Origin of the sequence: Butyrivibrio sp. INlla14 (assembly GCF_900102515.1) — a bacterium.
GTDB lineage: Bacteria > Bacillota > Clostridia > Lachnospirales > Lachnospiraceae > Butyrivibrio.
The window spans coordinates 80,734-107,329 of record NZ_FMVS01000009.1; the positions used below are offsets into that span (position 1 = coordinate 80,734).

The window sequence follows — 26,596 nt, forward strand, 5'->3', positions numbered from 1 at the left end:
GAAATCACATGGGGAACAAGGTAAATGTTGAAGAGATTTTTGGGCAGAATGTCTTTACTCTTGCCAAGATGAGAGAGAGATTACCCAAGAATGTTTACAAGGAAGTTGTAAATGTAACTGAGCATGGCGGAGAGCTTTCCAAGGAATCTGCAGATGTTGTGGCAAATGCTATGAAGGAGTGGGCAGTAGAAAATGGTGCTACTCACTATACACACTGGTTCCAGCCACTTACAGGTATTACTGCTGAGAAACATGATTCTTTTGTTGGTTCAGCTGACAAAGATGGCCGTATGCTTACTTCTTTTTCAGGAAAAGAGCTCATTAAGGGCGAGCCTGATGCTTCATCATTCCCTTCAGGAGGTCTTCGTGCCACATTCGAGGCAAGAGGATATACAACCTGGGATATCACTTCACCTGCATTTTTGAAGGAATCTGGCGCAGGTGTTACACTTTGCATTCCAACAGCGTTTTGTTCATACACAGGAGACGCTCTTGATAAGAAGACTCCACTTCTTCGTTCCATGGAGGCTGTTAATAAGCAGGCTCTGAGGATTGTAAGACTTTTTGGTAACACAACTGCTACTAAGGTCAATGTTTCAGTTGGACCTGAGCAGGAATACTTCCTTGTGGATTGGGATAAGTCCATGAAACGAGAAGACCTTATTTTCACTGGAAGAACATTGTTTGGTGCTCAGCCTCCTAAGGGACAGGAGATGGAGGATCACTATTTTGGTGTTATCCGTGAAAGAGTTGGCGAATTCATGAAGGATCTCAATGTTGAACTCTGGAAACTCGGAGTTCCTGATAAGACTCAGCACAACGAGGTTGCTCCTGGCCAGCATGAGCTTGCACCAGTCTATGAGACTGCCAACATTGCAGTAGATCACAATCAGATCATTATGGAGACAATGAAGCGTGTTGCTGAGCATCACCACATGAGATGCCTTCTTCACGAGAAGCCATTTGCAGGTGTAAATGGTTCTGGTAAGCATGATAACTGGTCACTTTGCACAGATGATGGTGTTAATCTTCTTGATCCAGGCGATACGCCTAACAAGAATGTTCAGTTCCTTTTTGTTCTTGCCTGCATTTTGAAGGCAGTAGACACACATGCAGACCTTTTAAGGCAGAGTGCTGCTGATGTTGGTAACGATCACAGACTTGGTGCCAACGAGGCTCCGCCTGCAGTTATTTCTGTATTCCTTGGAGAACAGCTTGAGGATGTTGTAAGACAGCTTATTGAGACTGGTGTTGCCAAGTCCAGCAAGAGAGGCGGTAAGCTCAAGACTGGTGTATCTACACTTCCACAGTTTGAGAAGGACGCGACAGATAGAAACCGTACTTCACCGTTTGCATTTACTGGTAATAAATTTGAGTTCAGAATGGTTGGATCATCAGATTCAATGGCCAGCTCAAATACGACACTTAATACAATCGTTGCTGAGGCTTTCTGCGAGGCAGCAGATAAGCTTGAAAAGGCCAAGAATTTCGACGAAGCTGTTCATGATCTTATCAAGGAGTATCTGACAGATCATCAGAGAATCATCTTCAATGGTGATGGATACTCAAATGAGTGGATCAAAGAGGCTGAGAGAAGAGGACTTCCTAATATCAAGTCTACAATCGAGGCAGCAGACACACTTATTACTAAAAAGGCAATTAAGCTTTTTGAGGATTTTGGTGTATATACCAAGACTGAGCTTGAGTCCAGAAGAGAGATCATTTTTGAGAACTATGCCAAGACTATCAATATCGAGGCTCTTACTATGATTGATATGGCTTCCAAGCAGATCATTCCTGCAGTAATGAAGTATGCAGGAAGACTTGCAGCAGATATCAATGCTATAACAGCGGCTGGTGTTAGCGCATCAGTTGAAATAGATGAACTCAAGGAAATCCAGATGCATCTTGGCAAGATGAAGGAGGCTCTTGATAAGCTTAAAACTCTTGAGGGCAAGGCATCAGTTATAGAAGATCAGAGAAAGAGAGCATTTTTCTATAAGGATAAGGTTCGCCCAGTAATGGATGATTTAAGAGAACCTGCTGATAAGCTCGAGCTTTTGTTAGATAAGAAGGATTGGCCATTTCCAACCTACGCCGATCTATTATTTGAAGGTTAATGAAGCGCCGCTATCTGTGTTTTAAAATACGGATAGCGGCATATTTATAATCGAATTAACGATTTTTATAAAATTTTAAAAAAAGTGCTTGCATTTTATTTTTTACATGCGTATAATTAACACTTGTCGATGGGCTATCGCCAAGCGGTAAGGCAACGGACTCTGACTCCGTCATTACGTAGGTTCGAATCCTACTAGCCCAGCTATTCAAACGGGATTGTTGGTCACAACAGTCCCGTTTTTTCTATATTATTTTTGCTTCATATTTTTTGAGTAGACCTATAACTGCTTCATTTGTTTGTTGACTCTTGGGGAGGAATTATGTACAGCTTTGACTCACGTATCAGGTACAGCGAAACGGATAGTAATGCCATTTTGACGCTGGAAGCACTTATTGACTATTTTCAGGATTGCTCGACATTTCAAACTCAGGATGGACCAGCAACCATGGAATACCTGAGAAAGCAGGGCATAGCATGGGTTTTAAATTCCTGGCAGATAGAGATCGGGCGCTTGCCAAGGCTCTGTGAAGAGGTGACAATAGGCACAATCCCATATATGTTAAAGGGACCTTTGGGACTACGTAATTTCTTTATGAAGACCAAGGATGGAGAGATGCTGGCTGTAGCTAATTCTGTATGGACCTTGTTTGATTTCAAAAAAGGAGTTCCTACAAGAGTTACTAAAGAGATAGTAGAGGCCTATCCATTAGAGGACAAGCTCGATATGGTATATGAGGATAGGAAGATTACTATTCCGGAGGGAGTTAGCTACAAGGCTGAAGAGATTGTAGTCAGGAAGAATCACCTTGATACTAACAATCATGTCAATAATGGTCAGTATATCAGAATGGCCATAGACAGCCTCGGACAGCAGGAGCAAAAAGTGATATCTATGAGGGCTGAGTACAAGAAACAGGCCCTATTGGGTGATGTTTTGTACCCTGTTGTTATCAGCAGCAATATAGGGGATAATAAGGTTTATACAGTAAGTCTCCAGGATTCAGAAGGACTTGGAGTATGTACTGTTCAGTTAAAAATGGATTAAGATGTAGTTGTTTAGCATGTGCATAGCATGTACAAAGAAAGGACGGAAGACATTATGATCAAACTTGGAGAAAAACAGAAACTAACAGTAGTTAAAAAGGTGGATTTTGGCGTATACCTGTCAGAACAGGCCGGAGCGGAGGAGAAGGTTCTTCTTCCTGCTAAACAGGTTCCATCAGGAACAGAGGTTGGATCAGTAGTAGAGGTATTTATTTATAAGGATTCTGATGACAGACTGATCGCGACTACTAATGAGCCGAAGATAATGCTGGGTGATGTAAGAATGCTCAAGGTTAAGGAAACCAGTAGAATTGGTGCTTTTATGGACTGGGGACTTGAAAAGGATGTTCTTTTACCATTTAGAGAGCAGACTAAAAAGGTTAAGGCCGGCGAAGAGGTTTTATGTGCTCTTTACATTGATAAGAGCAGCAGACTTGCGGTTACAATGAATGTATATCCATATCTTAAGACAAACAGCCCCTATGCCAAGGATGACAAGGTTATAGGTACAGTTTATGAGATGAGCGATAATTTTGGCGCCTTTGTGGCTGTTGATGATATTTATTCAGGACTTATCCCTAAAAAAGAGCTTTTTGGCAATGTGAAGATTGGTGACAGTGTTAATGCCAGGATTACTTCTGTCAAGGAAGATGGGCGCCTGAACCTCAGCATAAGGGAAAAAGCATATCTTCAGATGGATACAGATGCTCAAAAGCTTCTTGATATGATAAAAGACTGTGGTGGAAGACTTCCATTTACAGATAAGGCATCTCCTGATCTTATCAGAGAAAAGACTCAGATGAGCAAAAATGAGTTTAAGCGTGCAGTTGGCCGCCTTCTCAAAGAAGGAAAGATCACTATTGGCAAGGATTCTATTGATCTGGTTTAAGGAGAATTCTGATGGATTACAGGAGAGCTAACAGAACGTATTTGTATATGATATTGTCTACACTTGGACTAGTGCTTGCAATGTCGCTTTGGTATGCCAATGGAGGACCTACAGTATCAATTCTGGCTAATAACATCTTAAGTGAAGGAGTTGTACTTATCCCTGCACTGGCAGCGGTGTTTTACAGTGGTGAGAAGCTTTCTGTCATGATACCTTTTCATAAGATCAGGATTAAGACAGTGCTACTTGTGATCCTTTATGTGATAATGCTATTTCCGATGGTGACCTTTGTAAATGCAGTGTCCATGATATTTGTGGAAAATACTGTATCGGCTATAAGCGGGGACGTTTTAAAGATGCCGATGTGGGTGATGATTCTTTCTATCGGCATTCTGGGGCCTTTGGTTGAGGAGATTGTATTTAGAGGAGTTATTTTGCAGTCATACCAGAGAACAGGAAGAATAGTTGGTTCAATTCTTCTTTCATCTGTTTTGTTTGGTATGATGCACATGAACTTCAATCAGTTTGCTTATGGAGCTGTAATGGGAATCATGCTGGCTCTTTTGTATGAGGCAACAGGTACGATAACAGCATCATTTTTGGCTCATGCGACCTTTAACACTATAGAAGTTGTGATGATGTATGCGAATAACAGTGCACTGGATGAAGCTGCGACCATGGCTGAGGATTACATTGGCGCATCAGGTCTTGATACTATTTATTATGTCTATCTTTTTGTGGCAGCAGCCATATTTACAGTGGGAGCAATACTTATTTTGCGTCTGATCGCTACTATTGAGGGCAGGATAGAATTTCTGGAAAGTATTCCAGGAAGAAGCAGATTTGGTCTGGAACTTATAACACTACCGCTTATCATTGCCATGGTAATATCAATTTCCTACATGTATTTATATACTTTGCTATAAGAAAGCATGTTGCTTGCAACATGCTCGCGCCGAGCGCGGTTGCATTTATGCAACATTTGCCTATCGCGCGAGTGCGCATCCTTTGCGGAGCGTTTTTTATGATATAGCTATATCATAAAAAAAGACACCCATAACCTTTCGGCTATGGGTGTTTTTTTCTCAGATCCTAATGTCGATATTGGCCCCAAGGTTCGGGTTTACAGAAAGCTCTGCAGCCGAATCGATGGTGGATACTAGCGCTTCTCCAGCGCTCTCCATAGTATCCAGGCTTTTTGATAACATGGCCACACCAACATCATTAAGAACTTTGTTCTGAGATAGTGCCATTGATAAAGCGGGAATATCCATAAGCACCTCCTGTGCGACTGCAATGTACCTAAACTACAGGGGTTCATGTACATATACACTTTATCCTATCAAGTATATCGGCTAGAAGATTGGAAGCTTAATAGGGAAAAGAGTCATTATCCACACAAAAAACAGTATATGTTTTTGTAGAATATGACGGAGAAAATTGAAAAATAGACAAAAAATGCTGTTCCTTGGCTAGATTTTTTTGTACAAATATATTAAAATGTCTTTAAGTTTTTTATTATCGTAGCATATTATGTGCTGCAGAAAGAGTGATAAATGATATCGAATCAAATTCTTCAGAATACCATTGATGGGCTTAAGACTATAGCTCACGTGGATCTTTGTGTTCTAGACATTGATGGCAAGGAGGTGGCATCCACTACTACAGATATTGGAAATGTGTCCATGTCTGCAAGAAATTTTGTGGATTCTCCAGCAGATTCTCAGGAAATTCAGGGACATCAGTATTTTAAGATATATGACGAGCAGCAGCTTGAATATATTTTGATCTGCACTGGTAGTGGCGAGAATACCTATATGCTTGGCAAGATGATCGCTTACCAGATCCAGAGTCTTTTAGTTGCCTACAAGGAGAGATTTGATAAGGATAACTTCATCAAGAACCTATTGCTTGATAACCTTCTTTTGGTGGATATCTACAGTAGGGCCAAGAAACTACATATACAGACTGACGCCAAGAGAGTGGCTATGATCATAGAATCAGTAAATGGCAGAGACAATAATGCTCTTGAGATTACAAGAACTCATTTTGGAAATGGTAATGATTTTGTAACCGAGGTTGATGAAGACAATGTTATTGTGGTCAAGGACGTGAGCGATATGCTCAAGCCTTCCGAGATTTCAAAAGTGGCAGATGAAATGCTCATGGCCCTTGAGAAAGAGGGACTTACGGGAGTCAGAGTTGCCTATGGTACAGTAGTCGGTGAGATCAAGGAAGTGAGCCGTTCCTACAAGGAAGCTAAGATGGCCCTCGATGTCGGAAAGATATTCTTCGACGAACGCAAGGTTATCTGTTACAGCGAACTTGGAATTGGACGTCTTATCTACCAACTGCCAATACCTCTTTGCAAAATGTTCATCAAGGAAATATTCGGGGGTAGGAATCCTGATGATTTTGATCAGGAGACCCTTACTACTATCGACAAGTTCTTTGAGAATAGCCTGAACGTTTCTGAAACATCCAGACAGCTCTTTATACACAGAAATACACTTGTATACAGACTGGATAAGCTTCAGAAGAGCACAGGACTAGATCTTAGAGTTTTCGATGATGCGATCACCTTCAAGATTGCACTTATGGTAGTAAGATACATGAAATACATGGAGAAGTTTACATAAGCTCTTTTGCTTAAATAAGACTATCTCCGGGGGAGAATATTATGGAAAGAGGATATAGAAGAAAAAGAACAAATAGGCAGATACCGGAGGATGAGGTTATCACGCTTGAGAACGTGACTAAATCTTATTCTACGGGTGCGCCTGCATTAAACGGAGTCACCCTTCATATTAAGAGGGGTGAATTTGTTTTTATAGTGGGAGACAGTGGATCAGGTAAGTCTACATTGATCAAGCTCCTTTTAAGAGAACTGGTTCCAACTGACGGAGAAATCACAGTTCTAGGTTATAACCTTAGGAGGATCAAGCACAGCAAGATCCCTAAGTTTAGGAGAAATCTTGGAATCGTTTTCCAGGATTTCAGACTTCTCAAGGATAGGAATGTCTATGAGAATGTGGCTTTTGCCCAGAGAATCGTACAGACACCTACAAGAGATATCAAGAGAAATGTTCCTTCTATCCTTGCCACTGTTAATCTGGCTGGCAAGTACAAGAACAAGATAAACCAGTTGTCAGGTGGTGAACAGCAGAGAGTTGCGCTGGCAAGAGCACTGGTCAACAAGCCGGCAATTCTTTTGGCGGATGAGCCTACTGGAAACCTTGATCCTAACAATTCATGGGAGATCATGAAGCTCATGGAGCAGATCAATGAGAACGGAACAACTGTTATTGTGGTAACCCATAACAGAGAAATCGTTAATGCCATGAAGAAACGAGTGATCACCATGAAAAAGGGCGTTATCATAGAAGACGAGGAAGAAGGTATGTACATCGATGAGGATTAATAGTTTCTTTTATACCATTGGTCAGGGATTTAAAAATCTTGGAAGAAATAAGTGGTATACACTTGCTTCTGTAGCAACTATCAGTGCATGTCTTTTCCTTTTTGGAATGTTCTATGCCATCATCACAAACTTTCAGCATGTGGTAAAAACTGCAGAAGAGGGAGTCTCTGTAACAGTGTTCTTTAATGAGGGTACTACAGAGGACCAGATACTTGCTGTAAAGAGTGATCTTGAGAAGAGAGCAGAGGTCAGAGAAATCGTATATGTTTCTGCTGACGAGGCCTGGGAGAGCTTTAAGGGAGAGTATCTTGGCGAGTATGCGGATGGATTTACTGAGAATCCTCTTGCAGATTCAGCAAACCTTCAGATTTACTTAAATGATGTCTCAATGCAGCCAGCACTGGTTACTTATGCAGAATCTATAACAGTTGTCAGATCAGTTAATCGTTCAGAGGTGACAGCCAATACTCTTAGTGGTATTAACAAACTGATTGCTTATGTTTCTGCAGGTATCATAATCATTCTGCTGCTGGTATCTATTTTCCTTATCAGCAACACAGTTACAATGGGTATCTCAGTTCGTAAGGATGAGATCAATATTATGAAATATATTGGTGCTACGGACTTCTTTGTAAGAGCACCATTCGTGGTTGAGGGTATTTTGATTGGAATCATTGGATCTCTGATTCCCTTGACGATAGTTTATTTTGTCTATACAAGAGCAATCACCTATGTAGCTACTAAGTTTACAATGCTGAGCTCATTGCTTAACTTTTTACCGGTTGAGGTGATCTACAAACAGCTTATACCTATTTCTCTGGCTATAGGCATTGGAATCGGCTTCTTTGGAAGCTTTACAACAGTAAGAAAACACTTACATGTGTAAGAAGAAAAGGAAGTTTGGATTTTGGGAAAGAGAATTCTGTACGCTCTGTTGAGCCTGGTCATGATACTGACCTTGTGCGGGAGTAATCACATAATTGTTCACGCTGAGGTCACGGAGGAGAGCATCAAGGAAAAGGAAAATCAGATTTCCAACGCGAAAAAGGAAAGGGATTCCTTGAAAAATGCCAAGACGGATCTTGAGAAGGTCAAGAAGGAGCTTGAAACTAGCAAATCTAATCTGAATAGCTATATTACCAAGATAGATTCCTCATTAACTGAGGTTCAGAGTAATATCGATAATCTTAATGAGCAGATAACTGCCAAAGAAGCGCAGATCCAAACGACTACGGCTGAACTGGCTGCAGCGGAAGAGGTTCAGAAGAATCAGTATGAGGCCATGAAGAAGCGTATCAAGTTCATGTATGAACGTGGAGATACGATGTACATGGAGCTTTTGATGAAATCTGGAAGTTTTGCGGAGATGCTGAATAAGGCGGACTATATTGAGATGTTGTCAGCCTACGACAGGCAAAAGCTCGAGGAATATAAGGCTACTACGCAGCTGATCTCTGTGACCAAGCAGGCTCTTGAAGAGGAAAAGAAAACTCTGGATGAAGCTAAGGCGACGAAAGAGTCGGAGCAGGCTAATCTTGAGACCCTCCTGCAGCAAAAGAGCTCAGAGCTTAATACTGTGCAGGCTAACATCACAGACAAAGAGGCGGCTATCAAGGAATACGAGGAAGAGATCAAGGCTGAGAATGCAGCTATAGCGGCTCTGGAAAGAGAGGTTGCTGCAGACAAAGCTGCGCTATATAGCAGGTATACATATGATGGCGGAATGTTCACCTGGCCATGTCCGGGATATACCAGAATCTCTGATGATTACGGAATGAGAATGCATCCCACTCTTGGAATTGAGAAGATGCACAATGGTATTGATCTTGCAGCTCCGGGAGGAACACCTATTCTTGCGGCCTATAATGGAACAGTAGTGGCTGCAGCTTATGAAGGCTCAATGGGTAACTACATAATGATAAGCCATGGCGCAGGTCTTTATACGGTTTATATGCACTGTTCAGCGCTTTATGTTTCAAAAGGACAGGACGTTACAGCAGGAACCAAGATTGGAGCAGTAGGTACTACTGGCCGGTCGACTGGAAACCATCTTCACTTTGGTGTAAGACTAAATGGTGCCTATGTCAGCCCGTGGAACTATCTAAAATAATTTTTGAGGTATAAATAAGTGGACAATAAAGATTTAAATGAGACAAGGCCTGAGGCCATGTCCGTTGATGAGATACTTACTAAGGAAAATCCTGTAAGGCAAGAAAATGTTAAAGACAGAAAGCTTGCAGGAAGATTTATAGCTGGAATACTGGTAGGATTTTTGGTGGCAGTTCTGGTGGTATCTTCCCTTGCGTTTTATCTTTTGTATTATACAAGGGCCAATTACGCCGCAAGTCTTGGATTTGAAAATAGTGAAATCCTGGATGAGTCTGTGGCAAGCAAGATAAAGGCTCTTGAGAGCGTTATAGATACTTACTATTACAAGACAGATGTGGATAAACAGGAAGAGATAAATGGAATGTACAAGGGACTTATGGATTCCCTTGGAGATCCTTACTCAGTTTATTACACTGAGGAAGAACTCAATGAGATAATGAACAGCACCAAAGGTATTTACTTTGGAATAGGTGCCTATGTTAGCTTTGATAATACTCTTAAAATGGCCAGAATTTCAGGGGTTATGCCTGGAAGCCCTGCTGAGGAAGCACAGCTTTGTGTGGATGACATAATTTATCAGGTTGACAAGGTTTCTACTGAAGGCCTTTCACTTGAAGAAGTTGTTGGGATGATCAAGGGAGAAGCTGGAACTACAGTACATCTCACTCTTGTAAGATCAGGTGAAACAGAAAATGTTGAAGTTGATGTAGAAAGAGCACAGATAGAGGTTCCTACAGTAAGCACACAGGTTTATGAAGATAACATTGGTTATCTTAAGATAACAGAGTTTGACGAAGTTACTACTGAACAGTTTATAGAGGGAATGGCTGAGCTTCGCGCCCAGAATATAGAAGGCCTGATTATTGACCTTAGATCCAATCCGGGCGGAAACCTTTCTACTGTCTGCGATATAGCAAGGCAGCTTCTTCCCAAGGGCGTAATAGTGTACACCGAGGACAGAGATGGTAACAGAGAGGATTACAACTGCGATGGAGAAAACGAGATCGATATTCCTGTAGTTGTACTGGTTAACCAATATTCAGCAAGTGCAAGCGAGATTCTTGCTGGGGCTATCAAGGATTATGAGAAAGGAACTCTTGTAGGTAAGACAACCTATGGCAAGGGAATTGTCCAGAGGATATTTGACCTTAGAGATGGAACCGCAGTTAAACTTACAGTCAGCAGCTACTTTACACCAAACGGCGTCAATATCCATGGCGTTGGAATCGCACCTGATATAGAGGTCGAATATGATCCTGAAGCTTATGCTGCAGACAAGACAGATACTCAGCTTGACAAGGCTCTAGAGGTTATGCAGGAGATGCTTGACAAATAATTTCATAAATAGTATTATTCATGACTGTGTCTTTTTTATCTAAAAAGGCACAGTTTTTTCTTTTTATTCAACAGCTCGTATCGAGCACTTATTCCACTTAGGATTTGATTGTTGTTTGTAGTAAGGAAAGGGATTTTATGAAAGTAAAAGCATGTATTTATACTGACGTTGGTCAGACCAGGAACATTAATCAGGATTCTGCGCTTGTGAAGGTTGCAAATACCAGAAACCATGGAAGAATATCTTTTGTGGCAGTATGTGATGGTATGGGCGGACTTTCCAGAGGTGAGGTAGCAAGCTGCAAGGCAATAAGGACCTTGGAGTCTTGGTTTCATGAGGAGCTGAGCCTTATGCAGAATATGTCGGAAAGTGAATTATGGGATGCCATAGAAAGCTCTTTTGTCAGAATGATCAGCAGAATAAACGGGGACTTGCGAAGGTACGGCAAGCATAGAGGCCTGCAGCTTGGAACCACGCTTACGGCTCTTTTGCAGATTGGAAATAAATATATGTCAGTTAACGTAGGAGATTCAAGACTTTATGCAATTAAGAGCAGGGAAGTAGTGCGACTCACAAGGGATCAGAGTCTGGTGCAGGACAAGATAGATAAGGGAATGATCACAGAGAGTCAGGCTATAAATGATCAGGAAAAGAGTGTTCTACTACAGTGCATAGGAACGAGTCATGCCCCTGTTCCAGAGGTAAAAAGAGGAACAATAGAAGGAAATACTACTATTATCGCCTGCAGTGATGGCTTTTGGCGGACTCTTTCAGCAGAAGACATGAGGACAAAGCTTTGCCCTCAGATGTGCATAACTGATGCAGATATGTTGGATCAATGCAAGAAATTGGCGAATCTGGCTATTTCAAGAAACGAAGAGGATAATATTTCGGTAGCAGCCATGTGCCTGGAAATGTGAGGTATTATGGACAAGATTAAGCTACTAGAGCCTCTTGGAAGCGGTGGAAACAGCAGAGTCTTTCTGGGAAAAGAGATTTTTACAGGAAGAAAAGTCACTGTGAAGATGTGTAAGAGTGGAAATCTATGGGAAGCAGGTAAATATGAAAATGCAGAAGCTGGCGAAAAGAATGCTAAAGCCATGAGAAAGCTTCTTGCAGAGAAGAAAAACCTGGACAACGAGGCTAGAATCCTTGAAGGGCTAGACCACGAAGGAATTCCTAAGTTGTACCAGAGAAGCTCTGACGGCATAGTGCTTGAATTTATACCAGGTATAAGTCTTGAGAAAGTTCTTTTTGCGGAGGGTGTGCTAACGGAAAAAGAGGCTGCCAGAGTGGGATGCGAAATTGCGGAGATACTCAGGTATTTGCACGGTAGAAGGCAGCCAGTTATCTACAGAGATCTCAAGCCTGCCAATATAGTCAGAAAGCTTGATGGCCACGTGTGCCTCATTGATTTTGGGGCAGCAAGATTTTATGAGGCTTTGGAAAAGTCAGATACTCTGAATCTTGGAACATTAGGATTTGCAGCGCCTGAGCAGTTTGGAAATCTTGGACAGACTGATCCGAGGACTGATATTTACTGCCTGGGAATGACACTTCTGCAGTTGGTATCAGGAGCAAATGTTGGTGACCAGGAGGAAGTTACATCTTTTTTAAAGAAGGGCATAAAGGGCGTTTCTCCAGAATTTCTAGGGATAATCAAAAAGTGCACAAGGCCGGACAGAGAGGATAGATTTAGGTCAGTTAAAGAGATTGAGAAAGCTCTTTTGGAATATCCAAAGAAGGTAAGGCTAAGAAAGGCCAAAAGCGGGATCAAGGTTGTGGTAGCGGCAGTTATGATGTCGCTTGTAATTTCAGGCTGCCTTATAAAAGGAGAGGCTGTAAGAGAGGCAGCTGCTAATGATATGGCAGTTAGGCTTCCTGCAGTCAGAGAAAGACTTTTTGCTGCAAGAATCTGGATAGAGGGCCAGGTGGAAAACATATTAGATAGCGAGGTTTTACAGAAAAAATGATAATCTTTGTATATACGTTTGTGATAGTTCTTTTTGCTCTGGTGGTGATACTGGGAGTTGGAAGCCTTTTAGGGGATGATGCAGAGGAGCCTGTTAAGGCAAAGGAAGGCAAAGCTACGGCAGCTATGTGTACGACCCAGCTTCTTGAAAGTACAGATTATAGCCGGGAATTTGCGGAAGAGGATTTTGTTATAGAGCAGGATCTTGTATATACCTACGATTCATTGAATCTCAGCATATAAAAGAACAAATGTTCTAAAAATAGTGGACTTTGATTGTATAAAATGTTATACTTGCTCCAGAGAGGAACTGAATCGATATGGAGTTCAAATTACACAGTGAATTTAAGCCTACAGGCGATCAGCCTCAGGCAATAAAAGAGTTGGTGGAGGGTTTCAAACAGGGTAACCAGTTTGAAACCCTGCTTGGCGTTACAGGTTCAGGTAAGACCTTTACTATGGCTAATGTAATAGCTGCTCTTAACAAGCCTACGCTCATAATAAGCCATAACAAGACGCTGGCTGGACAGCTTTATGGCGAGATGAAGGAATTCTTCCCGGAGAATGCCGTAGAGTATTTTGTCTCTTACTATGATTACTATCAGCCAGAAGCTTATGTTCCCCAGACTGATACTTATATAGCCAAGGATTCGGCCATAAATGATGAGATAGACAAGTTGAGACTCTCCGCTACAGCTTCACTTGCAGAGAGGAAGGATGTCATAGTTGTAGCCAGTGTTTCCTGCATTTATGGACTGGGCAGCCCGGAGGAATTCAAGGGTATGTCTATTTCATTGAGACCAGGAATGCAGAAGGACAGAGATGATCTTATCAAGGATCTGGTGGCAATCCAGTACGACAGAAATGATCTGGATCTTAACAGGTGTAATTTCAGAGTTCGAGGCGATACAGTGGAGATTTTCCCTGCCAACGCGGATGACTATCTTATAAGAGTAGAGTTTTTTGGAGATGAGATAGACAGGATCTGTCAGATAGAACCAGTTACAGCCAAGGTCAGGAGCGAACTTACCCATGTGATGATATATCCAGCTTCCCATTATGTTGTCCCACAGGAGAAGATAAATATGGCCTGTGACAATATAGAGAAGGAACTTGAGGAACAGATAAAGTTTTTCAAGGGCGAGGACAGGCTTATTGAGGCCCAGAGAATATCTGAGAGAACAAACTTTGATGTTGAGATGATGAGGGAAACGGGATTTTGCTCTGGAATCGAGAATTATTCAAGGCATCTCAATTTTATGAAGCCTGGGGAACCACCGCTTACTCTATTGGACTTCTTTGATAGAGATTTTTTGATCATAGTTGATGAGTCACATATGACTATTCCTCAGGTTGGAGCCATGTACCACGGAGACAGAAGTAGGAAGCTTACTCTTGTAGATTATGGATTCAGGCTTCCATCTGCATTGGATAACAGACCTCTTAACTTTGAGGAGTTTGAATCCCATATAGATCAGATGCTATTTTGCTCGGCTACACCTGGTAAGTATGAGGAAGAACATGAACTGTTGAGAGCAGAGCAGGTTATAAGGCCCACAGGACTTCTTGATCCTGAGATTTCTGTACGCCCTGTTGAGGGACAGATAGATGATCTTATAGGTGAGATCAGGACAGAAGTTGACAAGAAGAACAAGGTGCTTGTTACTACGCTTACCAAACGCATGGCAGAGGACCTTACTGAATACCTTGCAGAGTCAGGGATCAGAGTAAAATACCTTCATTCAGATATTGATACTCTGGAGAGGTCTGAAATCATCAGGGATATGCGACTTGATGTGTTCGATGTACTTGTTGGTATCAACCTTCTTAGAGAGGGCCTTGATATTCCTGAGATTTCTCTGGTGGCTATCATTGACGCGGACAAGGAAGGCTTCCTTCGTTCAGAAACATCCTTGATACAGACTATAGGACGTGCAGCCAGAAACTCTGAGGGAAGAGTCATCATGTATGCTGATAACATGACTGATTCAATGCAGAAGGCTATTGACGAGACTAAGAGACGTCGTGCCATTCAGGAGAAATATAATAAGGAGCATGGCATAACACCTCAGACTATCAAGAAGGCAGTCCGTGATCTTATCGCGGTTACCAAGGCAGTTGCCAAGGAAGAAGTACGCTTTGAGAAGGATCCAGAGTCTATGGATCAGGCAGAACTTGAGAAACTTATTGGTGATGTTCAGAAGAAGATGAAGAGGGCTGCTACAGAGCTTGATTTCGAGACTGCGGCTACTCTGCGTGACCAGATGATCGAGTTGAAGAAGATACTTAATGATCTAACGGAAGGTAAGTAAGGGACTACTTACTGATCAGGAGTGAAATATGAGTACAGATAACAGAAATATGACCAAGAAGAACACCACGACCAAGAGGATACTACCCTCTGATATTCATGATTATATAAGAGTTCGTGGTGCCAATGAACATAATTTAAAGAATGTAAGTGTCAAGATTCCAAGGGAAACACTTACAGTATTTACGGGACTTTCAGGCTCGGGTAAGTCATCGCTTGCATTTGACACAATTTTTGCAGAGGGACAAAGACGTTATATGGAGTCTTTGTCTTCCTATGCCAGAATGTTTTTAGGACAGATGGACAAGCCTAATGTTGAGAGGATAGAAGGGCTTTCGCCAACTATTTCCATTGATCAGAAGTCCACTAACAAAAATCCAAGGTCAACAGTAGGAACTGTTACTGAGATTTACGATCATTTCAGACTTCTGTATGCCAGGATTGGTATTCCTCACTGCCCTAACTGTGGTCGTGAGATCAGAAGGCAGACTGTAGATGAGATGTGTGACCAGATCATGGCGCTTGGGGAGAATACCAAGATCCAAATCCTGGCTCCAGTTGTAAGGGGTAAGAAGGGTGAACACGCCAAGACACTCGACAGAGCTAAAAGAGCTGGCTATGTAAGAGCCAGGATCGATGGAAGCCAGTATGAAATATCAGAGGAAGAGATAAAGCTTGATAAGAACATCAAGCATTCTATCGAAATCATTGTAGATAGAATCGTAGTTCATGAAGACAATGAGAACCTTAGAAGACGACTTACAGATTCTGTGGAAAGCGCACTTGCTTTGGCTGATGGCCTTCTTCTGGTGGATGTTGTGGATGGCAAAGAGCTTAGCTTTAGTCAGAATTTTGCCTGCCCTGACTGTGGAATAAGCATTCCGGAAATTGAGCCTAGAAGCTTTTCTTTTAACAACCCATTCGGAGCATGTCCTGACTGCTTTGGACTTGGCTACAAGATGGAATTTGATGAGGATCTTATGATTCCGGATAAATCCCTTTCCCTAAATGACGGTTGTATCGTTGTTATGGGATGGCAGTCATCCAACAAGGAGGGAAGCTTTAGTAATGCTACCTTAAAGGCTCTTGCCAAGGCTTATAAGTTCAGTCTTGATACTCCTTACAAAGACCTTCCTGAAAAGGTAAGACATATGCTGGTTCATGGGGCAGACAAGACGGTCATGGTACACTATGAAGGCAGCAGAGGAGTTGGGGATTATCCGGTTCTTTTTGATGGCCTGATAAAGAATGTGGAGCAGAGATATAAAGAGACCTTTTCTGAGAACATGAAGGCGGAGTACGAGGAATTCATGAGAATCACCCCTTGTCCACTATGCGGCGGTCAGAGACTTAAAAAGGAATCTCTTGCGGTAACTATTGATGACAAGAACATTTTTGAGATCACCTCTATGTCGATTGGTGAGCTCCACGACTATCTTGAGAACCTGAAACTTTCTGAGCAGCAGATGCTTATTGGAGCTCAGGTACTCAAAGAGATAAGAGCAAGAGTAGGCTTTCTTATAGATGTGGGGCTTAACTATCTGTCTCTTTCAAGAGCGACAGGTACTCTTTCAGGCGGCGAGGCTCAGAGAATAAGACTTGCGACACAGATTGGCTCAGGACTTTGCGGAGTATGTTACATACTGGATGAACCTAGTATAGGCCTTCATCAGAGGGATAATGATAAGCTGCTTAATACTCTAAAGAACCTTAGAGACCTTGGTAATACGCTGATAGTGGTTGAGCATGACGAAGATACTATGAGGGCAGCAGATTACATTGTAGATGTTGGCCCTGGAGCAGGATCACACGGAGGCAAGATTGTTGCCTGCGGAACAGCAGAAGAGATAATGGAAGTCAAGGAATCCATAACTGGTCAGTATCTTTCTGGAAAGCTTAAGATTGAAGTTCCTGACGTGAGGCGCACACCCACAGGTTTTATCAAAGTGATAGGAGCTCAGGAGAATAACCTCAAGAATATTGATGTGGAGATTCCGCTTGGCGTTATGACTATTGTAACTGGCGTTTCCGGATCAGGAAAAAGTTCACTTGTTAATGAGATTCTTTATAAAAGCCTGGCAAAAGAGCTTAACAGGGCGAGAGTAATACCTGGTAAGCACAAGGCAATAGAGGGACTTGAGCAGGTTGATAAGGTTATTGCTATTGATCAGTCTCCAATCGGACGTACCCCAAGATCAAATCCAGCTACTTATACGGGTGTATTTGATATGATCAGAGATCTTTTTGCAGGTACTCCGGATGCCAAGGCAAGAGGGTATAAGAAGGGAAGATTTTCATTTAACGTTAAGGGCGGACGTTGTGAAGCCTGCAGCGGTGATGGAATAATCAAGATAGAGATGCATTTCCTTCCTGATGTCTATGTTCCATGTGAGGTATGCGGTGGAAAGAGATATAATCACGAAACTTTGGAAGTAAAGTACAAGGGAAAGAGCATCTACGATGTACTTGATATGACCGTTGAGGAGGCGCTGGGATTCTTTGAAAACGTCAAGACAATAAAGCGTAAGATCCAGACTCTTTATGATGTAGGACTTGGATATATAAAGCTTGGACAGCCTAGTACAGAACTTTCCGGTGGTGAAGCACAACGTATCAAACTGGCTACAGAGCTTAGCAAAGTTGGAACTGGTAAGACGGTTTATATTCTGGATGAGCCTACTACAGGACTTCACTTTGCGGACGTGCAGAAATTGGTTAAGATAATGCACAAGCTTGTAGAACAGGGCAATACAGTGGTTGTGATCGAGCACAACCTGGATGTAATAAAAACAGGTGATTATATCATCGATATGGGACCTGAAGGAGGATCTGGAGGAGGAACTGTGGTAGTGCAGGGAACTCCAGAGGAGGTTGCAAAGTGCAAGAAATCCTATACAGGTGCATATATAAAGAAAATGTTAAAGTGAGTATTTGAGTTTTAGGGGGACATGTACGCATGTCCCCCTAAAGTTTGCGCTGATATCAGCCGATATAACATTAGGATGGAAGGCCCTCTTTTCAAGGCGATAAAATTGGTTTATAATCGTAGTGATATTATGAGCTAATTGGCAGAACTGTAGTGTTTTGCTTTACATTTGAAAGGGGTACTTAGGAATTATGCAGTACGCAGATATTGGAATTGATTTAGGAACAGCCTCTGTACTTGTTTATATTAGAGGCAAGGGCGTAGTACTTAAAGAGCCATCAGTTGTGGCTTATGACAGAGATACAGAAGAGATCAAGGCTATTGGTGAGGATGCCAGACTTATGCTTGGCCGTACACCAGGCAACATTGTTGCTGTCAGACCACTTCGTCAGGGCGTTATCTCTAACTACAAAATTACAGAGCAGATGATGAGATACTTCATCAAGAAGGCTATTGGACGCAGAATACATCGTAAGCCTTTCATAGCAGTATGTGTACCAAGTGGAGCTACTGAGGTTGAGAAGAAGGCCGTTGAGGATGCAACTAGACTTTGCGGTGCCAGAGATGTTAAGACTATCGAGGAACCTATTGCAGCAGCTATCGGCGCAGGTATTGATATTACAAAGCCATGTGGAAACATGATTGTTGATATAGGTGGTGGTACATCTGATATCGCAGTAATTTCCCTTGGTGGAACAGTTGTCAGCACATCTGTTAAGGTTGCTGGTGATGATTTCGATGAAGCTATCGTACGTTACATGAGAAAGAAACACAATCTTTTGATTGGTGATCGTACTGCTGAAGATATTAAGATCAAGATTGGATCAGCTTATCCACGTGCTGAGGATGATTACATGGATGTCAGAGGAAGAAACCTTGTAACAGGTCTTCCTAAGACAGTAAGAGTATCATCTGAAGAGACAGAGGAAGCACTTAGAGAGCCTACATCGCAGATTATTGAGGCTATCCACAGTGTACTTGAGAACACTCCTCCAGAGCTTGCTGCAGATATCGCGGATAGAGGAATTGTTCTTACAGGTGGTGGAGCACTTCTTCGTGGACTTGAGGATCTTATCTATTCCAAGACTGGTATCAACACTATGACCGCTGAGGATCCTATGACAGCAGTTGCCATAGGAACAGGCCGTTATGTAGAATTCATTGTTGGATATCACGAGGACTGATCTGTTGTAACTAAAATGGCTGCATTGCAGCAATTGTCGTTCACGGATAGAACGTCTAACGATAAGACCAGGATGGTATGAGGAAATTGTATGGTAAAGGGTCTATACACTGCTTACACCGGTATGATCAACGAGCAACACAGAATGGATGTGCTCACCAACAATCTTGCGAATGCCAACACAAATGGTTATAAAAAAGAAGGCGCAACTGCTCAGGCTTTTAGAGATCAACTTGCGCTGAAAATAAAGGATTATACTGATGCCCCTAACACTGCACGTGGACTGGGCATCATTAATCCTGGTGTAAAAATTGGAGAAGGCTATGTCGACTGGACAGAGGGGCCAATGAGGGAAACTAATAATACCTTCGACCTCGCTATCGGTGGATATGGCTTTTTTGGTGTAGAATACACGAATAAGGCTGCTAATATTGAAAGAGATACAGCCGGTGTTACAAATACAATGTACACTAGGGACGGTAACTTTACTCTTAACAGTGAAGGTTTTCTTGTAACACAAGACGGGGATTATGTTTTGTCAGCAGAGGGCGGAAGGATCCAGCTTGATCCTAACCTTTCAACGCAGATCAATGTTCTTGGTGAGATTGTTCAGGATGGTGAAGTAGTGGCTAGAGTCGGAGTCTTTGACTTTGAGAAGACTGTTTATCCTGATGGAAGAATAAGCTATGACAACTTGGAGCACTATGGAGAGAACTTCTTTATTCCGATAGATGGCGCTGCTACAGTTGATGCAACCTACACAATTTATCCGGGTTTTTTGGAACAGTCTAATGTATCTGTTGTAGATGAGATGGTTACAATGATTGCTGTTCAGCGTAATTATGATACTAACCAGAGAATGATAACTACAATTGATGGTACCTTGGATATTGCAGCTAACCAGCTTGGACGACTTGGATAAAATTTAGAAAGTTTTAATAATATATCATAGGGAACGAACCGATATAAAGAAAGAGCAGAGATTACCAGTCACGGAGGACGGTAAGAATACTTTTTATCTCGATCGGAGGTGGCTTATGGTAAGAAGCTTATGGTCCGCTGCGACAGGTATGAATGCACAGCAGACAAATGTAGATACAATTTCTAATAACCTTGCAAACGTCAATACGACAGGTTACAAGGCACAGGGAGCACAATTTAAATCCCTTCTATATCAGGAGCTTCAGACCGTTACAACTACAGCTAACGGAGATCCGAAGCCAACGACTTCTCAAGTGGGACTTGGTGTCCGTACTTCTACAATAAACCAGTTTTTTAGACAGGGATCTTTTTTAAATAGTGATAATCCGGCAGCCATGGCTATCAGCGGTGATGGTTTCTTTGGTTATCTTGATACAGATGGAACAACACAGCTCTATACAAGAAATGGTAACTTTACCTGGGCATTAGCAGAGACTGGCGGCACAGACCTTGTCCTTACAACAGCAGAAGGTAATAAGGTCCTTGGAATAGATGATCAGGAGATAAGAGTTACAGGAAACCTTGTGGCTAGCCGTATAACAATCGGCGGCGATGGCAAGATTTATTATCCTGATGCAGATGGTGTTCCACAGCAGATACAGAATTTCCAGATTGAAATGTACCAGTTCCCTAACAGGGAAGGACTTGAAAGAGTTGGAAGTGCAGCCTGGAAAGAAACTGCTGCAAGTGGTGCTGTGATAAAAGAAAGCACAGCTGCTGGAAATGGTATAAAGCCAAGTGAGATTGTTCAAGGTTACCTTGAGGGATCAAATGTAAATGTAGCAACGGAAATGGTTAATCTTATTGTTGCACAGAGAGCTTATGAAATGAATTCTACAGCAATACAGACTACAGATGAGATGATGCAGACAGCTAACAGCTTGAAGAGATAATAGATGGCAATAGGCCAATGGGGGATAAACATGGCAGGATTGGATATCACTGGACTTAATGCTACGGCCATAACTGAATTTGCAGCAAACGAAAGCAAGAATGCTGCCACTATTGCACTTCAGAAGAAACTTGAAAATGTTTCAGACAAATCTTCTGATGATGAACTGTGGGCAGCCTGCAAGAGCTTTGAAGCATATTTCCTTGAGCAGATGTTTAAAGAAATGCAAAAGTCTGTAGATGCACTTAAACCAGAAAGTGGTGATAAATCTAACGAGACGCTGGTTGATTACTTTAAAGGACAGACTCTTCAGGATATTACAGCTACAGCTGTAGAGAAGCAAAGTAACGGATTTGCCCAGATGTTGTATGAAAATCTCAAACGAAATTACGACATACCACAGGCTCCAGGCCAGGTGGAAACTGAGTCAAACGAGTAAACGGATTCATTTGAACTTATTAGCGCATAATTCTTAAGAAAGATTAAGAATTATGCGCTTTTTATTGTGGTATCATATGATGATATAGGAATTTCGGAGAAATTTCCTATATCATAAATAATTATATGTTTTGACTCGAACAAATATGAGGAATTAATCAGAAACATGTCAGAAGAACTTGAAATAGTAAAGGGATATATAGAACATTTTATATACAAGAATGCAGAGAATGGCTATGGAGTAGTGAACCTGGTGACGGATGAAGATGAGATCATCTGTACTGGTAATTTCAAGAATGCGGATGTAGGGGATTTTCTGGAGATAAAGGGAAACTATGTGACACATCCTGTTTATGGAGAACAGCTCAAGGTAGATAGCTTCAGAGAAGTGGTTCCGGATGATGCAGTTTCGATGCAGCGCTATCTGGGGTCTGGTGCTATCAAGGGGATTGGAGAGGCCCTTGCAGCCAAGATTGTAAAGAAATTCGGAGATGATACTTTTAGGATCATAGAAGAGGATCCGCTCCAGCTTGTAGAGATAAAGGGAATAAGCGAGAAAAAGGCCAGAGATATAGCATTGCAGATGGCTGAGAAAAGAGAAATGCGTGATGCCATGATCTTTTTGCAGCAGTATGGAATTAGCAACACCCTTGCAGTGAAGATTTTTAATAAGTACGGTAGCAGGATATATAACATTATCAAGGAGAATCCTTATCAGCTGGCGGATGATATCAGCGGTGTTGGTTTTAAGACTGCAGATGAAATAGCAGGAAAGGTTGGGATAGCAGTTGATTCCGCATACAGGATCAAGTCAGGAATCCTATATTGCCTGCTACAGGCATCTCTTGATGGCAATACATATCTGCCCCTGGAACAGCTGATAGATAGGACTATAGGGATATTATCCAGTGGACCGGAGGCTGTTTTTGACAAGGAAAACATTAAGGTGCAGATAGGAAACCTTATGATGGAAAAGAAGCTTATCAGCAAGAATGAAAATAATATTTTTGCTGCAAGTTTCTATTATGAAGAACAGGGCTGTGCCGCTATGCTTCATGAACTTAATCTGACTGAACAGGTGTCAGCTTCTGAGAAGGAAAGATATCTCAAAAAAATCTGCGAAATTGAGGAAAAGAGAGGTATATCCTTAGATGATCTTCAAAGAGAAGCAGTCTTAAAGAGCATTTCCAATGGAATAGTGATCATTACAGGTGGTCCTGGTACTGGTAAGACTACTACTATCAACACAATCATAAATTATTATGCCAGTGAGGGACTGGATATTATGCTGGCTGCGCCAACCGGGCGTGCTGCAAAGAGGATGACGGAAGCGACAGGTTATGAAGCCAAGACAATTCACAGACTCCTTGAGGTTTCAGGACAAGTTAGTGAGGATGATGATGTAAGGTCTGGCGGAGTTCATTTTGAAAAGAACAGAGATAACCCCCTGGAGGCGGATGCCATTATCATAGATGAAATGTCTATGGTTGATATTCATCTTTTTTACGCCTTATTAAAGGCTCTTGTTCCGGGAACTCATCTTATTCTGGTGGGAGACAGCTCTCAGCTGCCAAGCGTTGGGCCAGGGCAGGTTTTGGGTGACCTTATAAGGAGTGGCAGGTTTCCAACAATCATATTGCAAAAGATATTCAGACAGGCAGAAGAGAGCGATATTGTAATGAATGCTCATAGGATCCACAATGGTGAGATGCCTGTTCTTGATAATAAGAGCAAGGATTTCTTTTTTCTGGAAAGAGATGACAGCAACGTCATTTATAAGCACATGATACAGCTTATAAGAGACAAACTCCCAGGGTATGTGGGAGCTAATGCTTATGATATTCAGGTCCTTACGCCTATGAGAAAGGGACCACTTGGCGCGATACAGCTTAATCTGGTACTGCAGGAATATCTTAATCCTCCGGCACCTTCCAAAAAAGAGCATACCTACGGGGACTTGATTCTCCGTGAGGGTGATAAGGTAATGCAGATCAGGAATAACTACCAGGCAGAATGGGAAGTTGTGGGCAAATATAACGTACCTATTGACTCGGGAACAGGGATTTTTAACGGCGACATGGGTATTGTAAGAGAGATAAATGAGTATTCTCAGGATGTAGTTGTGGAATATGACGAGCACAGAAGGGTCAGATATCCTTTTTCTGATCTTGATGAAATTGAGCTATCCTATGCTATTACAATTCATAAGTCCCAGGGAAGTGAGTACCCTGCAGTTGTCATGCCAATCCTGGGCGGGCCCAGAATGCTTCTTAACAGGAACTTGCTGTATACGGCGGTTACAAGGGCCAAGAGCACAGTGTGCATACTTGGAAGTAGCCAGACACTCTTTAGCATGGTCGATAATGAGCAGCAGTTAAAGAGATATACAGGACTTAGAGATAGGATAGAAGAGTTTTTTAATGCTTCAGAAATTTAGTGATAATATATGGGATTTAAAAGAGGGCGTTGTCACGGCAATTTTTCCAAGGAGATGCCCGGTTTGTGATGATATTGTTGAATCCATAAAGATTAGAAATGGAAAGCTGATCATTGGGCAGCTGATCCATGACAACTGCAAAAAGAAGATAAGGTACGTAAGGGGTGCAACATGCATGAAATGTGGAAAACCCCTTGGGCAGGCAGATAGTAGTAAGGAATTCTGTTACGATTGCAATCGGGTCAGACACGTTTATGACAGAGGTTTTTCGGTGTTTGACTACAGAAGTATTTCTGGATCTGTGTATAAATTTAAGTACATGGGAAGACAGGAATATGCAAGGTTTTATGGAAGAGCTGTATATGAGCGTTATGGCAAGGCTATCCGAAGTCTTGGGATAGATGCTATAATACCGGTTCCAATGTACAAGGGTAAACAACTTACAAGAGGATATAATCAGGCAGAAGTTCTTGCCAAAATGGTAGGGAGAGAGTTGGGAATTCCTGTGTATACAGATGCTGTTGTCAGGAATAAAAATACCCTTCCTATGAAGGAACTTGATGCCCGCGGACGCCGCAATAATTTGAAAAAGGCTTTTAATATAACGCGAAATGATGTAAAATTTAAGTGCATACTTATTATCGATGACATCTATACAACTGGAAGTACTATTGACGAGATCGCCCATGAGTTTCGGATTGCCGGTACCAGGAAGATATACTTTCTGACATTAGCAATCGGGCAAACTACTTAAAATAGACGGAGGTCACTATATGAACTTACGGAATTGTGCAAGATGCGGTAAAATGTTTAACTACATTGGAGGTCAGCCTGTGTGTGATGCCTGTAAGAAGGCTATAGAGGAAGATTTCCAAAAGGTAAAGCAGTACATAGTCGATAATCCAAGAGCAGGGCTCAAAGAGATTGCTGAAGAAAATGGTGTTACTACCAAGCAGATTCAGCAGTGGATTCGTGAAGAGCGTTTGATGTTTACTTCTGATTCTCCACTTCAGATACAGTGCGAGAATTGTGGAGCACAAATACAGACAGGAAGATACTGTGCTAAATGTAAGGCATCTATGGCTAACAACTTGAATAATACATTTGCAAAGCCTCAGCCTGCAATTCAGCAACCAGTCAAGAAGGAAGGTAAGGCTGGAATGCGCTTCCTGGATACATAAGGAGTAGCAATGTTGGATGAAGAAAAAGTCATTTTGATGACCAAAATGGCTGCATTCATAGATCGAGAAGGTAAGAAGAACGATTCTATAAACACTTATTTTAAGAGTGACTATATAGGCTATAACATTATAAAGTCAGTGATAAGTGCAACGATTGTATATGGTATTTTTCTTGGCACCTATGTTCTATGTAATTTTGAAGAGGTATTATCAAACCTCTATAATACAGAGAATCTATTGTCAGTTGGCAGGAGGTACTTGATACTATACCTCCTGCTTGTTGGCGTGTATTCACTTGCATCATATGTCATTTATTCATATCGATATTCCAAAATGCGAAAGAGTATGAAGACATATTATGGAAATTTAAAAAAGCTAGCTAGAATGTACGAAAAAAAGGATTGATAATATGACTTCATTACTTGAACTCAAGCAATACATCAACAAATTTTATATTAAATACGAAACCTACATTTCCTATGTCTGGAAATTTGTTCTTGCCCTTATAACAATAGCTGTTATCAATAACAAGTTGGGCTATATGCAGCCACTTAATAACATAGCTATTGTCCTGATGGCTTCTTTGTTGTGTGCTATTCTGCCATCCAATTGCATTGTCCTGATGGCTGCAGTGTTTATGCTGGGACACTTGTATTCACTGGCTGTAGAGAGTGCACTTATAGCTGCTATCATTATGCTGCTTATGTTCCTTTTATACTTTAGATTTTCTCCAAAGGATACATTGGCAGTACTCCTTACACCAATATTTTTCTATTTGCATATTCCATATGTGATGCCACTGGCTATGGGACTTTTGGGACTTCCTACATCCATCGTTTCCGTATCTTTTGGAGTTATCATTTATTACATGATCACATATTTTTCATCAGGAGCTAATGTTGCCAAGCTTGGAACAGACGTTGAGGAAGCATCCAATCAGTTCCAGGCAGTTCTTAAGGGTATTCTTGGAGATAAGGCCATGATGGTCATGATAGTAGCGTTTGCAGTAGCTCTTATTCTGGTATATGTGATTCGCAGATCTTCTATAGATCATTCCTGGAGAATAGCTATTGGTGCTGGAGCAATCAGCCTTATAGTTTGTATCCTTATCGGAGATTTGGTTTGCGAGACAAATATCTCCTTCTTTGGAGTTATAGTTGGAACAGTAGTTTCAGCTGCTTTGATGCTTGTTGTGGAATTCTTTGCATTTAATGTGGACTACAGCAGAACTGAGAAGGTTCAGTTTGAAGACGATGACTATTATTACTATGTTAAGGCAGTTCCAAAGGTTACAGTATCTGCTCCAGAGAGAAGGGTTAAAAGAATAAATCGTGCCAAGGAAAGGCATAGATAA

General features: G+C 41.7%; 24 protein-coding genes and 1 tRNA gene. 24 read left to right on the forward strand and 1 reads right to left on the reverse strand.

The annotated features are described in order from the left end of the window. Window positions 1-8 precede the first annotated feature (8 nt). The 5 genes from BLO53_RS07650 (at window position 9) to BLO53_RS07670 (ending at window position 4,981) form a co-directional block, all read left to right on the forward strand. Window positions 9-2,120 carry a glutamine synthetase III family protein gene (locus BLO53_RS07650; protein ID WP_026489003.1) on the forward strand — a complete coding sequence of 704 codons (2,112 nt, stop codon included), beginning with the start codon at window positions 9-11 and terminating at the stop codon, window positions 2,118-2,120. Window positions 2,121-2,250: 130 nt separating this feature from the next. Next, window positions 2,251-2,323: transfer RNA gene (locus BLO53_RS07655), tRNA-Gln, on the forward strand. A 118-nt stretch (window positions 2,324-2,441) separates the two neighbouring features. Continuing rightward, window positions 2,442-3,167, forward strand: coding sequence for an acyl-[acyl-carrier-protein] thioesterase (locus BLO53_RS07660; protein ID WP_092060239.1), 726 nt, complete (start codon window positions 2,442-2,444; stop codon window positions 3,165-3,167). A 54-nt stretch (window positions 3,168-3,221) separates the two neighbouring features. Continuing rightward, complete coding sequence (locus tag BLO53_RS07665) at window positions 3,222-4,055, forward strand: CvfB family protein (RefSeq protein ID WP_092060240.1); 834 nt, start codon at window positions 3,222-3,224, stop codon at window positions 4,053-4,055. Between the two features lie 11 nt (window positions 4,056-4,066). Continuing rightward, a complete protein-coding gene (locus BLO53_RS07670; RefSeq protein WP_092060242.1) occupies window positions 4,067-4,981 on the forward strand; it encodes a CPBP family intramembrane glutamic endopeptidase in 915 nt (304 codons plus the stop codon). A 159-nt stretch (window positions 4,982-5,140) separates the two neighbouring features. On the opposite strand, the gene BLO53_RS07675 is transcribed toward BLO53_RS07670, so the two are convergent. Beyond that, on the reverse strand, window positions 5,141-5,329 hold the full coding sequence (locus tag BLO53_RS07675; protein ID WP_026489006.1) for a YjfB family protein: 189 nt from the start codon (window positions 5,327-5,329) through the stop codon (window positions 5,141-5,143). 282 nt (window positions 5,330-5,611) lie between these two features. Between BLO53_RS07675 and BLO53_RS07680 the strand changes: the two genes are divergently transcribed. From BLO53_RS07680 to BLO53_RS07770, 19 genes are all read left to right on the forward strand, one after another. Beyond that, the gene (locus BLO53_RS07680; RefSeq protein WP_026489007.1) at window positions 5,612-6,694 is read left to right on the forward strand and encodes a PucR family transcriptional regulator; all 1,083 of its coding nucleotides are present in this window, start codon (window positions 5,612-5,614) and stop codon (window positions 6,692-6,694) included. 41 nt (window positions 6,695-6,735) lie between these two features. After that, a complete protein-coding gene (gene ftsE / locus BLO53_RS07685; RefSeq protein WP_051197022.1) occupies window positions 6,736-7,476 on the forward strand; it encodes a cell division ATP-binding protein FtsE in 741 nt (246 codons plus the stop codon). After that, on the forward strand, window positions 7,466-8,362 hold the full coding sequence (ftsX, locus tag BLO53_RS07690) for a permease-like cell division protein FtsX (RefSeq protein WP_026489009.1): 897 nt from the start codon (window positions 7,466-7,468) through the stop codon (window positions 8,360-8,362). The genes ftsE and ftsX overlap by 11 nt, the downstream gene beginning before the upstream one ends. A 21-nt stretch (window positions 8,363-8,383) precedes the next feature. Further along, the gene (locus BLO53_RS07695) at window positions 8,384-9,586 is read left to right on the forward strand and encodes a murein hydrolase activator EnvC family protein (protein WP_242875337.1); all 1,203 of its coding nucleotides are present in this window, start codon (window positions 8,384-8,386) and stop codon (window positions 9,584-9,586) included. Window positions 9,587-9,604: 18 nt separating this feature from the next. Continuing rightward, window positions 9,605-10,921: a S41 family peptidase gene (locus tag BLO53_RS07700; protein ID WP_242875338.1), complete on the forward strand. Its 1,317-nt coding sequence runs from the start codon at window positions 9,605-9,607 to the stop codon at window positions 10,919-10,921. Window positions 10,922-11,058: 137 nt separating this feature from the next. Continuing rightward, window positions 11,059-11,841 (forward strand): PP2C family protein-serine/threonine phosphatase, encoded by a 783-nt coding sequence (locus tag BLO53_RS07705; RefSeq protein WP_092060244.1) that lies wholly within the window; start codon window positions 11,059-11,061, stop codon window positions 11,839-11,841. Window positions 11,842-11,847: 6 nt separating this feature from the next. Further along, window positions 11,848-12,894 carry a serine/threonine protein kinase gene (locus BLO53_RS07710; protein WP_092060246.1) on the forward strand — a complete coding sequence of 349 codons (1,047 nt, stop codon included), beginning with the start codon at window positions 11,848-11,850 and terminating at the stop codon, window positions 12,892-12,894. Next, window positions 12,891-13,136, forward strand: coding sequence for a hypothetical protein (locus BLO53_RS07715; RefSeq protein WP_092060248.1), 246 nt, complete (start codon window positions 12,891-12,893; stop codon window positions 13,134-13,136). The genes BLO53_RS07710 and BLO53_RS07715 overlap by 4 nt, the downstream gene beginning before the upstream one ends. A gap of 77 nt (window positions 13,137-13,213) precedes the next feature. Then, complete coding sequence (uvrB, locus tag BLO53_RS07720; protein ID WP_092060250.1) at window positions 13,214-15,205, forward strand: excinuclease ABC subunit UvrB; 1,992 nt, start codon at window positions 13,214-13,216, stop codon at window positions 15,203-15,205. 49 nt (window positions 15,206-15,254) lie between these two features. After that, complete coding sequence (gene uvrA / locus BLO53_RS07725) at window positions 15,255-18,131, forward strand: excinuclease ABC subunit UvrA (RefSeq protein WP_092060373.1); 2,877 nt, start codon at window positions 15,255-15,257, stop codon at window positions 18,129-18,131. Window positions 18,132-18,321: 190 nt separating this feature from the next. Then, a complete protein-coding gene (locus BLO53_RS07730; RefSeq protein ID WP_013281982.1) occupies window positions 18,322-19,314 on the forward strand; it encodes a rod shape-determining protein in 993 nt (330 codons plus the stop codon). Window positions 19,315-19,404: 90 nt separating this feature from the next. Beyond that, window positions 19,405-20,235 (forward strand): flagellar hook-basal body protein, encoded by an 831-nt coding sequence (locus BLO53_RS07735; RefSeq protein ID WP_092060252.1) that lies wholly within the window; start codon window positions 19,405-19,407, stop codon window positions 20,233-20,235. 115 nt (window positions 20,236-20,350) lie between these two features. Beyond that, window positions 20,351-21,187 carry a flagellar hook-basal body protein gene (locus BLO53_RS07740; RefSeq protein ID WP_092060254.1) on the forward strand — a complete coding sequence of 279 codons (837 nt, stop codon included), beginning with the start codon at window positions 20,351-20,353 and terminating at the stop codon, window positions 21,185-21,187. A 30-nt stretch (window positions 21,188-21,217) separates the two neighbouring features. Then, window positions 21,218-21,625 (forward strand): hypothetical protein, encoded by a 408-nt coding sequence (locus tag BLO53_RS07745; protein ID WP_026489019.1) that lies wholly within the window; start codon window positions 21,218-21,220, stop codon window positions 21,623-21,625. 165 nt (window positions 21,626-21,790) lie between these two features. Then, window positions 21,791-24,061, forward strand: a complete 2,271-nt coding sequence (gene recD2 / locus BLO53_RS07750) for an SF1B family DNA helicase RecD2 (protein WP_092060256.1) — start codon at window positions 21,791-21,793, stop codon at window positions 24,059-24,061. Beyond that, window positions 24,045-24,815: a ComF family protein gene (locus BLO53_RS07755; RefSeq protein ID WP_092060258.1), complete on the forward strand. Its 771-nt coding sequence runs from the start codon at window positions 24,045-24,047 to the stop codon at window positions 24,813-24,815. The genes recD2 and BLO53_RS07755 overlap by 17 nt, the downstream gene beginning before the upstream one ends. A 19-nt stretch (window positions 24,816-24,834) precedes the next feature. Next, window positions 24,835-25,242, forward strand: a complete 408-nt coding sequence (locus tag BLO53_RS07760) for a class I tRNA ligase family protein (protein WP_092060260.1) — start codon at window positions 24,835-24,837, stop codon at window positions 25,240-25,242. Window positions 25,243-25,251: 9 nt separating this feature from the next. Further along, complete coding sequence (locus tag BLO53_RS07765) at window positions 25,252-25,647, forward strand: hypothetical protein (protein ID WP_026489023.1); 396 nt, start codon at window positions 25,252-25,254, stop codon at window positions 25,645-25,647. A gap of 4 nt (window positions 25,648-25,651) precedes the next feature. After that, the gene (locus BLO53_RS07770; RefSeq protein ID WP_026489024.1) at window positions 25,652-26,596 is read left to right on the forward strand and encodes a hypothetical protein; all 945 of its coding nucleotides are present in this window, start codon (window positions 25,652-25,654) and stop codon (window positions 26,594-26,596) included.